This is a genomic window from Peribacillus phoenicis, assembly GCF_047238085.1.
Lineage (GTDB): Bacteria > Bacillota > Bacilli > Bacillales > DSM-1321 > Peribacillus.
This window is the reverse complement of the sequence record NZ_JBDFMF010000001.1, coordinates 1,137,417-1,151,736: the sequence shown is the minus strand read 5'-3', so window position 1 is coordinate 1,151,736 and position 14,320 is coordinate 1,137,417. Positions and strand designations below refer to the sequence as shown.

15 protein-coding genes and 2 riboswitches are annotated in these 14,320 nt (G+C 40.8%); of the genes, 4 read left to right on the top strand and 11 right to left on the bottom strand.

Annotated elements, in window-relative coordinates; genetic code table 11:
• Nucleotides 1–83: 83 nt before the first annotated feature.
• The 5 genes from opp4A to ABC374_RS05530 are packed head-to-tail and all read right to left on the bottom strand — an operon-like array spanning nt 84 to nt 5,698.
• Complete coding sequence (opp4A, locus tag ABC374_RS05550; RefSeq protein WP_350301843.1) at nt 84–1,847, bottom strand: oligopeptide ABC transporter substrate-binding protein; 1,764 nt, start codon at nt 1,845–1,847, stop codon at nt 84–86.
• Between the two features lie 18 nt (nt 1,848–1,865).
• A complete protein-coding gene (locus ABC374_RS05545) occupies nt 1,866–2,765 on the bottom strand; it encodes an ABC transporter permease (protein ID WP_413020278.1) in 900 nt (299 codons plus the stop codon).
• A 22-nt stretch (nt 2,766–2,787) separates the two neighbouring features.
• Nucleotides 2,788–3,753, bottom strand: a complete 966-nt coding sequence (gene opp4B, locus ABC374_RS05540) for an oligopeptide ABC transporter permease (RefSeq protein WP_137018948.1) — start codon at nt 3,751–3,753, stop codon at nt 2,788–2,790.
• 15 nt (nt 3,754–3,768) lie between these two features.
• Nucleotides 3,769–4,695: an ABC transporter ATP-binding protein gene (locus ABC374_RS05535; protein WP_137018949.1), complete on the bottom strand. Its 927-nt coding sequence runs from the start codon at nt 4,693–4,695 to the stop codon at nt 3,769–3,771.
• A complete protein-coding gene (locus tag ABC374_RS05530; protein WP_350301841.1) occupies nt 4,673–5,698 on the bottom strand; it encodes an ABC transporter ATP-binding protein in 1,026 nt (341 codons plus the stop codon). Before ABC374_RS05530 ends, ABC374_RS05535 begins: the two co-directional genes overlap by 23 nt.
• A 493-nt stretch (nt 5,699–6,191) precedes the next feature.
• On the opposite strand from ABC374_RS05530, the gene ABC374_RS05525 reads away from it, so the two are divergent.
• A complete protein-coding gene (locus tag ABC374_RS05525; protein WP_101224033.1) occupies nt 6,192–6,827 on the top strand; it encodes a Bax inhibitor-1/YccA family protein in 636 nt (211 codons plus the stop codon).
• 195 nt (nt 6,828–7,022) lie between these two features.
• Here ABC374_RS05525 and ABC374_RS05520 read toward each other — a convergent pair whose 3' ends face one another.
• The 3 genes from ABC374_RS05520 to ABC374_RS05510 all read right to left on the bottom strand — a co-directional run bounded on the left by ABC374_RS05520 (nt 7,023) and on the right by ABC374_RS05510 (nt 8,791).
• Nucleotides 7,023–7,565 carry an acyl-CoA thioesterase gene (locus tag ABC374_RS05520; RefSeq protein ID WP_034314279.1) on the bottom strand — a complete coding sequence of 181 codons (543 nt, stop codon included), beginning with the start codon at nt 7,563–7,565 and terminating at the stop codon, nt 7,023–7,025.
• 131 nt (nt 7,566–7,696) lie between these two features.
• The gene (locus ABC374_RS05515; RefSeq protein ID WP_413016416.1) at nt 7,697–8,236 is read right to left on the bottom strand and encodes a M15 family metallopeptidase; all 540 of its coding nucleotides are present in this window, start codon (nt 8,234–8,236) and stop codon (nt 7,697–7,699) included.
• A gap of 72 nt (nt 8,237–8,308) precedes the next feature.
• Nucleotides 8,309–8,791 (bottom strand): DinB family protein, encoded by a 483-nt coding sequence (locus ABC374_RS05510; RefSeq protein ID WP_413016414.1) that lies wholly within the window; start codon nt 8,789–8,791, stop codon nt 8,309–8,311.
• 204 nt (nt 8,792–8,995) lie between these two features.
• Between ABC374_RS05510 and ABC374_RS05505 the strand changes: the two genes are divergently transcribed.
• Nucleotides 8,996–10,813 (top strand): ABC transporter ATP-binding protein, encoded by a 1,818-nt coding sequence (locus tag ABC374_RS05505; RefSeq protein WP_413016412.1) that lies wholly within the window; start codon nt 8,996–8,998, stop codon nt 10,811–10,813.
• 42 nt (nt 10,814–10,855) lie between these two features.
• Here the strand turns inward: ABC374_RS05505 and ABC374_RS05500 are convergent, their stop codons facing one another.
• Nucleotides 10,856–11,557 carry a GDSL-type esterase/lipase family protein gene (locus ABC374_RS05500; RefSeq protein ID WP_413016410.1) on the bottom strand — a complete coding sequence of 234 codons (702 nt, stop codon included), beginning with the start codon at nt 11,555–11,557 and terminating at the stop codon, nt 10,856–10,858.
• 219 nt (nt 11,558–11,776) lie between these two features.
• On the opposite strand from ABC374_RS05500, the gene ABC374_RS05495 reads away from it, so the two are divergent.
• On the top strand, nt 11,777–12,283 hold the full coding sequence (locus ABC374_RS05495) for a GNAT family N-acetyltransferase (protein ID WP_350301837.1): 507 nt from the start codon (nt 11,777–11,779) through the stop codon (nt 12,281–12,283).
• A 68-nt stretch (nt 12,284–12,351) separates the two neighbouring features.
• Here ABC374_RS05495 and ABC374_RS05490 read toward each other — a convergent pair whose 3' ends face one another.
• Nucleotides 12,352–12,546 (bottom strand): aspartyl-phosphate phosphatase Spo0E family protein, encoded by a 195-nt coding sequence (locus ABC374_RS05490; protein ID WP_413016407.1) that lies wholly within the window; start codon nt 12,544–12,546, stop codon nt 12,352–12,354.
• A 253-nt stretch (nt 12,547–12,799) separates the two neighbouring features.
• Nucleotides 12,800–12,988 carry a Fur-regulated basic protein FbpA gene (locus ABC374_RS05485; protein ID WP_350301835.1) on the bottom strand — a complete coding sequence of 63 codons (189 nt, stop codon included), beginning with the start codon at nt 12,986–12,988 and terminating at the stop codon, nt 12,800–12,802.
• A gap of 174 nt (nt 12,989–13,162) precedes the next feature.
• Nucleotides 13,163–13,267: riboswitch (SAM riboswitch) on the bottom strand.
• Nucleotides 13,268–13,424: 157 nt separating this feature from the next.
• A riboswitch (TPP riboswitch) is annotated at nt 13,425–13,529 on the top strand.
• An 89-nt stretch (nt 13,530–13,618) separates the two neighbouring features.
• Here ABC374_RS05485 and tenA point away from each other — a divergent pair.
• Nucleotides 13,619–14,308 (top strand): thiaminase II, encoded by a 690-nt coding sequence (gene tenA, locus ABC374_RS05480; RefSeq protein WP_413016405.1) that lies wholly within the window; start codon nt 13,619–13,621, stop codon nt 14,306–14,308.
• Nucleotides 14,309–14,320 lie beyond the last annotated feature (12 nt).

Below are 14,320 nucleotides of genomic sequence, written 5' to 3'. Positions count from 1 at the left end.
ATTATCTATATAACCTTTATCCACATCATTGAAACGCAAAAAAATCGGCCGCCTATATAGGCAGCCGATTGTCATCAATTAAATTATTTCGTTACACCGACATTATGCCACTGATATTGGCGGCCTGCGAGATAATCATAACCTGTAACACGTTCATTCACTCCAGCCAATTGATAACGGAATAATGTCGGAATGACCGGAACCTCTTCATGGATCAATTCTTGCCACTCATTATACGTATCGATTCGATATTGATCATCGAAGGCTTCCTCTGAAATCCCTTTAGCAAGGAGCTCATCATTTTTTTCATTCACCCAGCGGGTATAGTTAAATTCTGCAGATCTGGACCAAATTCCTGATGGATCCGGATCGGAAGCGACACCCCATGCAGCTGAATATACATCAACTTCGTCATTATCCTTTTTCAGCAGGTCATAGAATGAATTGAACTCATGCAGCCTTCCATCCTGCAATTCAACGTCCAAACCTACTTGTTCCCATTGCTGGATATAATACTTCGCTAGTGGCTCAGAAACATCGGAACCGCTCATGGAAGCAAAGTTGATCTTGAACTCTTTTCCATCTGCATCTTCTCGAAGGCCATCATTATTCGTATCTACAAAACCTGCATCATCCAAAAGTTTTTTTGCTTTTTCTGGATCATATTCATATGGTTTTACATCTTTATTGTTATATTTAAAGTTCGGTGTAATGACAGAGTTGGCAGGGAAGCGAAGGCCCTTGAACATTTTTTCGCCAACTTCTTCATTATTGATGGCATATGCCATTGCCTGACGAAGGCGTTTATCACCGAATTTTGGATTCTCATCCATAACATTTTCTTCTTTTTCCTTATCATAATGACCGAAGTTGAAACCAATATAGGAATAAGCCAATTCAACTTTCCCCAATAATTCGACATTGTCCAGTTCCTTGGCCTGTTCATATTGCTCCGCCAGGACCTCCGCTACATCGAGGTCGCCATTTTCAAGTGACTTGACGACAACAGACGGATTCACGACTTTTAATGTGACACTGTCCAATTTAGGTTCACCGCGGTAATAATCTTTGTTCGCTTCGAATTCGACCGCTTCCCCTTGAACGATTTTCTTCACTTTGAATGGTCCAAAACCAATCGGATTTTTACGGATTTTATCCGATGATTCCAAATCTGCAATCGGAACATCTTTTAAGTATTCTTTATGAAGCGGGTATGTCCATAATCCGGTCGTGACAGAAGGATTCGCTTTTTTGAAAGTGAAAGTGATTTTCTTGCCGTCGACTTTTATGCCTGAAATCTTGTCCGCTTTCCCTTCATGATACTCCTCCATACCCTCGATTAAAGCCATTTGTTCATCATAGCGTACACCTTTATAATCTTTGCTTCCCATGACAAGGTATGCATATTCTAAATCAGCGCCTGTCACAGGCTTTCCATCATGCCATTTCACATTATCCTTAATTGTCAGCGTAACCGTTTTATGATCATCCGAAATCTCATAGGAAGCGGCACCTTCATTCGTGAAAACATAGTTTTCGTCTGTATCCAATAAATCTTCATCAAAGAATGAGATAACTTGGTTATCAGGTTCGCCTTGATAGAAAACTTTGTTTAATATCCCTTCAAACGGGGTATCGGATACCAATCCATATGTCAAATGGCCGCCTTCAATCGGCTCTCCTTGATTCGTCGTCTTTGTCGGGAATTTAGAGGTATCGACCTGTTCGACATCTTTCCCTTTTTTCTCTTTCGTTGATGATTTCTCCGTATCATCCGAACATGCAGCAAGCAGTAGAGACGAAATGGCCAATGCACTTAATACCTTACTGTAGCTTTTGATTTTCATATCATACACTCCCCTTTTTTATCCTCTTCTTTGTCTTGCATCGGCGGCGCGTTTTAACGCTTGACCAACGAAATTTATACTCAGCATCAACACTAAAATCATGAGTGATGCGGGTACCCATATCCACCACTTGTTTTCCAGAACATCTGGATTTCGAGCATAGCTGATGAGCGTCCCTAAACTCGGTGTGCTCTCCGGAAGACCGAACCCTAAGAAAGTCAAACTGGATTCTAGGCCAATATTGCCAGCAAGGTTCAAAATGAAGTTAACGATGATCAGTGAACTGACATTGGGCAGAAGCTGAAACAGGATGATTTTCCAATGTGGCGTCCCGAGTGTCTGTGAGGCGTGGACATAATCCAGCTCACGCTCTGACAAAGCCTTTGAACGAATCAGCCGGGCCTTACCTGTCCATAAAAACATCGTCATGATTAAAATGAAAACATATACATTGAAGATCGGTACAATCGTGACTACAACGATGATGAACATCAATTGCGGCAGGGCAATCACGAAATCGATAATACGCATGATCACATTATCGGTTGCCCCGCCGAAGTAGCCAGCCAGAAGCCCTAATGATAAACCGATGATAGCGGTGAATAATGTTATGAATAAACTGATCGTGAATGAATTCCTTGTACCCACTATCAATTGTGCAAATACATCCCGGCCGCCATAATCGGTTCCAAGCCAATAGTCTGAAGATGGTTCCATATAAATGGAGAGGAAATCGACCTTGGCTATTTCCTTGGCGTCCATGAAGAGCGACGCACCGTAAACAAAAATCAATATGGCTGCTAATATAATCAATGAGCCCATGGCAAGCTTATCCTTTTTGATTTCCTGCCAGATGATTTTGATTCCTGAAGGGCTCACATCGTTAACTTGTATGTTCTTTCCGGTTTCTACTTTCATTTCCATAAGACTCACCCCGCTCCTATTCTATCCGTATGCGCGGATCGACCGCACTAAGTATGATGTCCGAAAGAAGAGTGCCAAGCAGAGTGGCAAATCCCGTCATCATGACGATGGCCGTGACAACGCTGAAATCCCGCAGACTGACTGAACTAAGGAAAAGCTGCCCCAGACCCGGATAACTGAAAATGGTCTCGATTATGACCGCGCCGCCGATCAATCCAGTAATTTCATAACCTAAGAATGCCGCTATCGGTAAAAAGGAATTTCTCAGGATATGCCGTGAATATACTTTTGATTCAGGCACACCCTTCGAACGCGCTGTCCTTACGAAATCCTTGATTTTATTATCGATGATTTCATTTCGCAAATATTGGATCGTACTTGTTGTTGCAATTAAAGCTGTACTTAAAGCTGGTAAAATCAAATGATTGATCTTGCTTACAACATAGGCGAATGTTCCTTCATCCACCTTTGAATCGACACTGCCACCAGACGGGAACCAATCCAGGGCAAATCCGAAAACGAATAACATGATTAAAGCAAAAATGAAAATCGGCGTGCCAAATCCTACATAGCTATAACCCGTAACGGTTTTATCCACCCAGGTATCGTTATACCTTCCGCTAAGTATGCCTAATGGAATCGCAAGCATATATGTAAAGATCAGTGTGACCAACGCCAGGAACACCGTGTTCCAAAGCCTGTCTTCGATAACATCCATGACGGGCGTCTTATGTGTATAGGAAATACCGAAATCCCCCTGTACTGCATTGGATGCCCACCTTATATATTGTTGGTACCAGGGGTCATTCAAACCCAGTTCTTCCCTGATCCTATCAAGCTCGGCCGGGTTGGCCCTAGGATTTATTTCCTGACCTGACAGTGCATCTCCCGGCATTGCTTTTGCCATCATGAAAACGATGATGCTCAATAAAAAGAGCTGCGGGATCATAACTAATAAACGCCTTAGGATAAACTTCCACATATTCCTTCCACCTCCTTATTGTAATGCGACTCTATGTGTCGATGAAATTGGCTTCAAATCGTAGGCACGTCCATTCTCATCGAAATATTTTGAGTAGGTAGACTCATATTCCGAGGTGAGTTTTTTTCTAAGCTGCACTTTATCTTCGCGAACTTCCGGCTCTAAATCCGGAATGGCGGCGATCAGGCGCTTCGTGTATATATGTTGCGGATTTTCATAGATTTCCTCGCTTTTGCCTTCCTCTACCAATCTACCTCGATACATAACGCCCATCCGGTCACACATATGCCGGATTACACCTAAGTCATGACCGACAAATAAATAAGTCAAATTGAACTCCTGTTGGAGATCCTGAAGGAAATTCAATACCTGTGCCTGAACGGAAACATCCAGTGCTGACACCGGTTCATCCGCAATGATCAGTTTAGGTTTCAATGTCAAAGACCTGGCAATCCCAATCCGCTGGCGCTGTCCCCCTGAAAATTCATGAGGATACTTGTGAATCGACTCCGGACTGAGTCCGACTTTGTCCAAGAAGTCCTGGACGATTTTCTTTTCCTCTGAAGGTGATAACCGTTCGAAGTTCCTCAGCGGTTCGGCAATGATGTCCAGTACCCTCTTCTTGGGATTCAATGATGAATACGGGTCTTGGAAAATCATTTGGATATCTTTTCTAAATGGTTTAATTTCTTTTCTACTTAAAGATGCTAAATCCCTGCCTTCAAACAGGATTTGTCCGGATGTGACATCATTCAGCTTGACCACTGCCTTGCCTGTCGTGGACTTGCCGCTTCCGGATTCCCCGACCAACCCATATGTTTCCCCTTGCTGCAGCTCAAAGGAAACACCGTCCACGGCCTTTACGTGATCAACCACCCTTCTGAAAAAACCGCCCCTTATTGGAAAATGCACTTTCAGATTATCTAATTTGAGTAATGTCATGGGCCGATGCATCTCCTTCAGCTTGAAAATAAAATTTTTTATAGCACGTACAGCGCACAAAATGGTCGTTGCCCACTTCGTGAAGTTGGGGTGTCTCTTCATGCGCATGCTTAGGTATCCAAGGAATCCTATCTTGGAAACGACATCCTATCCGATCCATTTTAGCTATCGATGGAACGATTCCCTCAATAACGTGCAACCGGTTTTTCTCGTGTGCAGCCGAAGGAATCGAATTTAATAACGACCTCGTATATGGATGTAGCGGATTGTTGAATATCTCTTTAACACTTCCCGTTTCCACTACCTGACCTGCATACATGACAACGATCCTGTCAGCGACCTCAGCTACGACGCTCAGATCATGTGTGATTAAGATGATCCCCATTTTTGTCCTGCTTTGGATATCCTTCAGCAGATCAAGTATTTGTGCTTGAATCGTAACATCCAGTGCCGTCGTGGGTTCATCGGCAATGACCAGCGCAGGGTTGCAAGCAATGGCAATCGATATCATTGCCCTTTGCCGCATTCCGCCCGAGAGCTCATGCGGATATTGCTTGTACGTCCGTTCAGGATAAGGAATTCCCACTTGTGTCAAAAGTTCGATTGTCCTGTTCTTTTTTTCAGCACTGGAGAGTTCAGTATGGTAATCAAGATTCTCCTCGATCTGTTTTCCTATGGTCATAAGCGGGTTCAAAGCCGTTAATGGTTCCTGGAATATCATACCCAATTCCTTACCACGGACTTTATTCATTTGCACATCATTCAGCTTTAGTAGATTTTGACCTTTATAATTGATATTTCCTTCGGATTTCGTTCTCTGCTTATTATGTAATTGCATGATAGATAAGGCCAAGGCACTCTTTCCACAACCTGATTCTCCAACAACTGCTACAATTTCATTTTCATTCACCGTAAACGAAACATCATCCACCGCTGCATGATATTTGTTACCGATTCGAAATGAGGTAGTTAGGTTCTCTATTTGTAAAATAGCTTTCTTCATCCTTGCTCCCCCTAAACTATTTTATCGGGAAAATAATTAATCTTCTGATAATTAGTTAAAATTTTAATCAATTTATTACATTTATACAACAGTTTTTTTAGAAAATAATCACATTTTTTTCATATTTTATAACTTTAGGAATAATTTTCTGCAATAAAAAATCGTTTCCTTTATAACTGTTATACAGTAAAGTTTTGAAGTCCGATTAAATATATAGAATCAATAATTTTGAATTTATTATTTCAAGATATCTATTTTAAAGTTTATGCCCATTTATTTACCTTGCCGTTTAACGTACCGCGGAATGGTTCCGGTTTAAGTATTTTAATATTTCAGAAAAATTAGTATATTTGCAAGAATATCATAGAAAAGGTAATTACTTCATATATATTTCAATACTTTTAAAAAAACACCTAATTTTCATGTAATGCAATGAAACCTTTTTAAAACAGATTCGTAGAAAACGGTAGAAAATAAATGATGAGGTGATTGAATGTATTCACAAACTGTACAAACATATATGCCGTCCGTCATGCGGACGTTCGCTTTATCACTTGCCGTTTCCGTTTTAGGGATGGCTCTCGGCACTCTTGTACCGCCATCGTTGTTTCTTCCCTTGGCGATACTTGAGATCGCCATGTTGATTGGAGCATTCATATTGCGGAGGAAAAAAGCCATCGGCTACACATTTTTGTATAGTTTTACGTTGATTTCTGGAATTACGACCTATCCGATCATCGCACACTACCTAGCTGCTGCAGGGGCAAATGTGGTGATCCTGGCAGGTGTGACGACGACAGTCGTATTTGGAGGACTGGCGATTTATGCCACAACCACCAAAAGGGACCTTTCTTTCTTGGGAGGGATGTTATTTGCGGCCTTGCTAGCTTTAGTGGTCATTAGCATTTTCAACATTTTCTCTCCATTAAGCTCTACAGCCATGCTGGTCTTTTCCTTTATCGGGATTTTAGTTTTCAGTGGTTATATTTTATATGATTTCAATCGAATGAAGCATTACGGGGTAACAGCCGAAGAAGTACCGCTCATGGCCTTGAATCTATATCTTGATTTCATTAACCTATTCATTAACATCTTGCGCTTCTTTGGTATTTTAGCAAGCGATGACTAAAGTGCTAATAGTATCAAACCATAACATAAGAAAGACGCTTGGACTTATCCAAGCGTCTTTTCACATTTCTTTCCCATACGGTTAAGCTGTAAGATGTGAGTACTGATTTTTTCCCCAAACCCCTGGCGTTGAATAAAAGACCAAATCACAATGAATTTGGTCTCAATCATTAATAAGAAAGAAGGGATGCGTCTCTTATTTATATAATCCTGGATTTGATTGATCGGTCCATGGCAGTTTCACTCCGAAAGTACTAGCAATGAACTGTGTATCTTCCCTTCGTTTTTTCCTTATTTGGGCCCGTTGTTTTGCTGATTCATTTAAATTCATTTCCATCTCTGTTTCAGGAACCAAACGCGGAACCGGAATTGGTTTACCTTCTTCATTAATGGCAACAAATGTCAAGAAGGAAATGACGCATAAATTCCGCGCTCCTGTAACTAAATCCTCTGCAATCACCTTTACGATGATTTCCATTGATGTTCTGCCCGTATACGTCACGAAGCTTTCAAGGCAAACTGCATTTCCTTCGTGAATAGGGTGCAGGAAATCGACAGAATCAGTTGATGCAGTAACGACGTTGCTTCGAGCATGACGCATGGCTGATATAGCCGCTACATCATCAATGTATGCCATTAATTTGCCTCCGAACATCGTACCAATATTATTTGTATCCGGCGGGAGGACAAGGCTTGTTTTTATGACCAAAGAGTCCCGGCAATTTTTTGTTTCTTCCATGGTGACTGCACTCCTTTATGTCTGATTTCTCACTAGTCCACTTTATCGAATTCTTACCTGTAAAGCAATTCACATGCTTATTTTCCTGCTATTAGTCAAAATTATGCGGCCTATAGCGAAGCCCACTGCTTTCACTGCCCTTTTGACTGCTTGCCTTGCTGCAGCTCACGCAGGCTTAAGCCAAATGTCATTTGTAAATGCGGATAATCCTTGAACCCTGCCCAATCCCCTCCCCAATCAAAACCTAACTCTTTAGCGATGGTTACGACTTCCATCCAATCCGACTTTCCATTATCGTTGCCGTCATAACTCATGTCCCAAATGGCCTCGCCTTGTTTGTTAAGGAGGGCAAAATCTATCGCCAAACCGAAATTATGCAGCGACTCGCCACCTCTTGCATTCGTTACGATGTTGCCCGAGTCTGATCTGCCCTTTTCATATAGCTCATTTTGCTCGGCTATAGACCGGAACCCCGCCGTAATGATAACCGGGATGCCTTTGTCATTAGCCAATTGGATGAGCTCGTCTTTTTTTTCGGCGACAATCGGATTCAGCTCGTCAGTCAGTTCGATTTCATCCAGATCAGGAGGAAGCATATACTTGAACAAGAGCCCCAGTAACAATCCTAAAAAGCCCAATACCAAACATGTCCTTACCCAAGTGGCTTTCACTGAAAAATCCTTCCTTTACGAATATCTGTCTGAAAGTGAAAAACTCAACCAAAGACGGATGAGTTTCTTCCATTATAATTTTGCTTTCAATTCTTCAATTTGCAATAAATGCCGTTTTTCATGAAGTCCCACGAACGGGATCCATTGCTTCAAGCTTAAATCTTTAAACAAAGGATGTGGAAAAGACTTTTGTTCGAGATCAATTCCCTTTGCATGGACAACGACCTGTACAAAAGCTTTTCGGGATTCGGACAGCTTTTCCTTAACCTCACTCAAAGTTTGGTATGATTCTGACGGAATGACAAATGGCGGGGCCTGGACCTTCACTTCACGATTTAAAGTAAGCTCGATCGGTTTATCCACAGCAGGAACACTATCGTCACTTTTCAATTTATCGGATATGGTCTTTGTTATGGCCCTCTCCATTAAATATAAATGATCCAATACCTGGATGATGCTCCATCGTCCTGTTTCAGGATGGGCGTTCAGCTGTTCATCCGATAGTCCGTTGACCGCATTTAAAAGCTCTTCCCTGATTTTTTCATTTTCATTCATTTTTAGCATCTCCTCTTATAAGACTCGCTAATCTCCTTTAATTATTCCATGTCCTATAGGAAAGTGTAAAATAATAATACTTTTTGACAGAAACGAACCGATTAAAAGTTGTCTATTTTTTTAAAAGCTCTATGATAGTCATTAAGGTAAAATTCAAATGACTTTCAAAATTCATCATGGATAGTCTAAATAGGAGTGATCGTTATGAGTGGAGGACATATTCCATTCAGCCACAAAGGCCGCAGTGCCCTGCATGCAATACCCTCAAAAGGAAGCATATGGTTGATGCTCAAACAAATGTTCAATCGGGTACCATCCAAATGGAAGTTTTGCACTTTGACTTTATGTATAATGCTTTTCATTTCATTGCTTGAGTTCTCCATCCCCCAGTTGACGCAGTTTACGATTGATAAAGTCATTCCCGAAAAAAGATATGATTTGTTAATCTGGATTGGCACAGGAATTCTTTGTGCTAGCATCTTATTGGCTTTACTGAACTACTTTAACAGCTATATCGTTTCCAAGGTCGGTCAAAAGGCTATTATGGATATACGGAATAGCATGTATGACCATATTCAAACACTGGATATGAAATTCTTTGACAAAAACCGTACTGGTGACTTAATGTCCCGGTTGACCAATGATGTCAACTTACTGCAGCAGCTCATTTCTTCGAGCATGCTCCAAGTCTTGACAGATACGGTGACTTTCATTGCCGTGGCGGTATACATGCTTTTCATTAACTGGAAGCTGACCATTGTCCTTCTTTTTACATTCCCGTTCATGTTCTATATCACAAGGGTATTCGGGAAACGCATCAGGATGTCATTTAGGTCTGTGCAAAGTTCCGCAGGAGATGTCAGCAACCAGTTACAGGATTCCATTTCAGGAATGCGGCTCATTCAATCTTTTACAAATGAAGAGTTCGAATCAAGGCGGTTTGCCGAGCGTAATCAGGAAAATATGGCTGCAAACGTTAAGTCCGTTCGGCTACGTTCCATGTTCGGTCCGATTATTGATTTATTGAACAATATCGGTCTTGTAGCAGTCATTGTGTTCGGTGCTTGGCAAGTGATGGAAGGTGAATTCACAATAGGATTAATAGTTGCCTTCCTCGCCTATTTAAGGTTGCTGCAGAGTCCCGTTCGCAATTTTAGCCGGGTCATCAGCATTGTCCAGCAATCAGCCGCCGCCTTTGAGCGGATAAATGAAATATTGGAAACTCAACCTGAAATAAGTGACAAGGGAAATGCCATTGAACTCCCTTCCATAAAAAAGCAAATTGAATTTCAATGTGTTGATTTTGCATATGATGAGGGTGTTCCCGTGCTCAGCAATTTAAACCTGACCATGAAAGCTGGTCAAGTAACCGCTCTGGTCGGCTCCTCTGGTGCAGGAAAATCGACCATCACGAGCCTTTTGATCCGATTTTATGATCCGCAAGATGGAACTATTAAAATGGATGGCCATGATATCAAAAATGTATCACTGAAATCATTAAGGGGACAAATGGGAGTTGTCTCCCAGGATATCATTTTATTCAACGGTTCCATCCGTGATAACATCGTGTATGGAAAACTTGATGCTACAGATGATGAAATCATCAAATCCGCCAAAGCAGCAAATGCGCATGACTTTATCAGTGCCTTTCCTGATGGTTATGATTCTCAAATTGGAGAGCGCGGAGTCAAGCTTTCAGGCGGACAAAAACAGCGCATTGCCATTGCCAGGGCACTTTTGAAAAATCCGCAAATCATCATTCTCGATGAAGCAACGGCGGCCTTGGATACAGAATCCGAACATTTGATACAGGAAGCTTTGTCACGTTTATTGATAAACCGGACTTCAATAGTCATTGCACATCGTTTATCGACCATTCATGATGCCGATCAAATAATTGTCCTGGAAAAAGGGCAGGTTCATGAAAAAGGAACACATGAACAGTTATTGCAAAACGACGGCAGATACAAGCAGCTCCATGACTTGCAGTTCCCGCAACTAAAAGCCATATTAAATTCCTAGCAAGCAAAAATGCACAGAATGTCTTTCTGTGCATTTTTGCTTTCATTTGAAATCATAACTTTTCAAAACCCGATTCGCAATGAGCTGATACCCTTTTTCGTTCGGATGTAACTTATCACTGAAATACTCTGTTTTCTTTTTACCTTCAAAAAGATCATTCGTAGGAATGAATAACATCCTTTTGTCTTTATCCGCTATTCCCTTTATTGACTGGTTATAATCGCGAATGTGCTTTTCAAGTTTTTGATTTCCTTTAATAGGGTTATATAGTCCCACTACCAGAATATCCGCTTTATCGTTTGCCTTTATCAGTGTTGCCGTAATCTTTTTCAGATGGTTGATATACTCCCGTTTACCCTCATTGATTTTACGATCACTGATTTTCTCCAAGTCCCCGCCGTTACTATTGATCAAGTCATTCGTTCCGATATAAACGATGAAAGTATCGGCTTCATCAAGTTTCGTTTTAATGCGGTAATCATCAAGCTGTTTCATCACCCCATCCGTTTCCTGGCCTTTTATACCGTAATTCCAAAAACTCACCTTTTGTTCCGATTCCGGGTTATTCAATTCATCCTCCAGGCCTTCTATATATCCTTCCCCGTCCTTATCCCCTTTTCCATAGGTTAACGAATCTCCAAAAGCCATCACCCTTTGCACATCTTCCGACTCCGAGGCCTGAAATTCATATGCAGCAAAACATATAACCAGTACTATAATCAAAAAAACTAACAATTTTTTCATTTGGTTCTCCTCTGTCTTTTTACTAGAAGTATTTAATCCTTTACATACCCCAAAAACCTGCAGACGTAACATAAAAAAGGAATTGTCAGATAAAGAGTAAAGAGTGTATGATAATAAAAAACTTTCAATGGATTGAGTGTCATTTACCGTCCCTTAAACAAAAAACGGGATTACCCTTCATTCTGGAGATTGAATAAATGATAGTTAGGAGTTTAAATCATGGAAGAGCACATAGAGTTTAGAGAGGCAGAACTATCTGATCTACCCAGAATTGTTGAAATATATAATTCGACAATTGCTTCAAGAATGGTCACGGCGGATACGGAGCCTGTATCCGTTCAATCGAGGGTTAAATGGTTTGAGGAACATCATTCAGAAAGTAGACCGCTATATATCATTACTATAGAAGGGAAAACTGCTGGATGGATGAGCTTTCAATCCTTCTATGGCCGACCGGCATATAATTTCACTGCCGAAATCAGCATTTATATTGATGATTATTTCCGGGGAAAAGGAATCGGACAAATTTCGATTCAAAAGGCAATTGAATTGAGTCCAAAATTAGGTATTAAGACTATATTGGGTTTCATTTTCGCCCACAATATACCGAGCCTTAAGCTTTTTTCCAAATTCGGGTTTGAAGAATGGGCACATTTACCTCAAGTTGCCGAGCTGGATGGCATTGAGCGGGATTTGATCATTCTCGGTAAACGTGTCGATATTTAATATAATTCTTTAGAGCTATTGCCTTGAGCAGTAGCTTTTTCAAATTAATACAGGTCGAATTGGCTAATTTAAAAATAACGATATGCTTTTTGGAGGGAAAAATATTCAGACTCTCTTTTACTTGCTAACGCATTTAATAGTGTATCCAATTCTTGACTGGCTTGAACAGTTAGCAGACTTGTTAAGCCGTAACTTGCTGCTAATTTGAACATTTCCTGTCTCTTTTCTTCAATTCTTTCTATAGTTACCTTACGGCAAGGCATTATATGCCACCTCCCATTTATTCAATTTTTTTACACTTTCATCATAATGAAACTACTAGTTAAAATCAACTATTTTCCAGAAATAAAATGTGTTATTTTATAGGTCAAATGTGACAAAACACCTACTTTATTCTTTAATTATGTATATTTTATGTCATTTTCTATTAAACCCAAAAAAGCATCCACTAGTGTAGACTGTGAATGCTTACATCATATACCTTATCCAGGAACCCAAAATATAGTCCATCGCTTACTATGTCATCCATTCAGAAGGTGACTCGTTATTAGGTCTATTTATAACTATCCTATATTCATCTTCGAGCACTTTTAATGGGGCATCATAAAGGTGCCTTTCATCAGAGGTTTTGTATACTCCATTGGCCAATAGCTCTTCAATGAGCTTTGCCTTCCTCTGTTCAATCCTCTTAAATAATTCTGCCATGTAAATGGCTCCTTTCCTAGTCATCCTAGAGCCTGCTTCTAGTTAGCTAACTTTATCAACTTGTTTGATTTTCACCAAATTATATATACCTTTTCTATTATGTCACTAAACGTTATTTCCAAAAATAAAAGCCCCTTCTAATTCAAGAAGAGGCTGACAGTGTCCGTACGGCTCTTCTTATCTTCCAAGCATATGCTTGTTGGATTTAGCACAGTTCCCAAAACGGGTCCGCTGCCGAGGTTTCTTTGGGCCAAGTCCCTCCACCTCTCTGGATAAGAATTCGATATATAAATGATGTAGAAATGATTCTATCCTAATAATCATCAAAAGTCAATTACCTGGTTCTCCCTTTTTTCCTGGACATAATGTGCTCTCTCTTCAAATACGGGTTGCATTTTCTTGTCTTTCTGATATGATGTCAGTAATTACATACAATTCACACCACTAGGGGAGTCTTTTTTAAGACTGAGATGGAAATAGTTCCGGACCCTTTGAACCTGAACCGGCTCATACCGGCGGAGGGAAGTGGATGATATCGTCCATTTACAGACTATATCCATCTACCCCGTTCCGTATTCAGGAACGGGGTTTTTCATTATCAACGGGAACCATTCTAAAGGAGGATGAACAATGGAGAATATTAAAACAGAAACATTCAGTTATAGACTTCATGCACGGGCAAAAGAGATTTGGAAAAGGAACCATTCACATCCCTTTGTCCAGGCAATTGGAAACGGCACGCTTCCTGAAAAGAAATTTGCCTATTACCTGAAGCAGGACTATATCTATCTCATGGATTATTCCAAGCTCTTTGCTTTAGGTGTCATCAAAGCTCATAACATCGAAACCATGGCAAAGTTTGCGAGCATTTTAAATGAAACCCTTCAAGTGGAAATGGATACCCATCGGCAATATGCTTCCGAATTCGGGATCAGTGCCAAGGAATTGGAAGAAACAGAACCTACTCCCACCACTCTAGCCTATACAGGTTACATGCTAAATGCAGCTCAGCATGGGACTTTGGCAGACTTGATCGCCTGTCTCCTGCCCTGCGCTTGGGATTATTATGAAATCGGTTTGCTACTAAAAGAACAAAATGGAGCAGCATTGGAAAACAATCGCTACGCAGATTGGATAAGGTCCTATTCATCACCTGAATTCGGGGAAGCACACAAGTGGCTGATCGCATTGTTGGAAGAATTGACGGAAGGCATGCCAGAAAAGGAACTTCTTAGATTAGAAAAGCACTTTTTGGTTACTTCCCGATATGAATATTTATTCTGGGATATGGTTCAAAATGAGCAGGATTGGCCGCTGTAGGTCGCAGACATG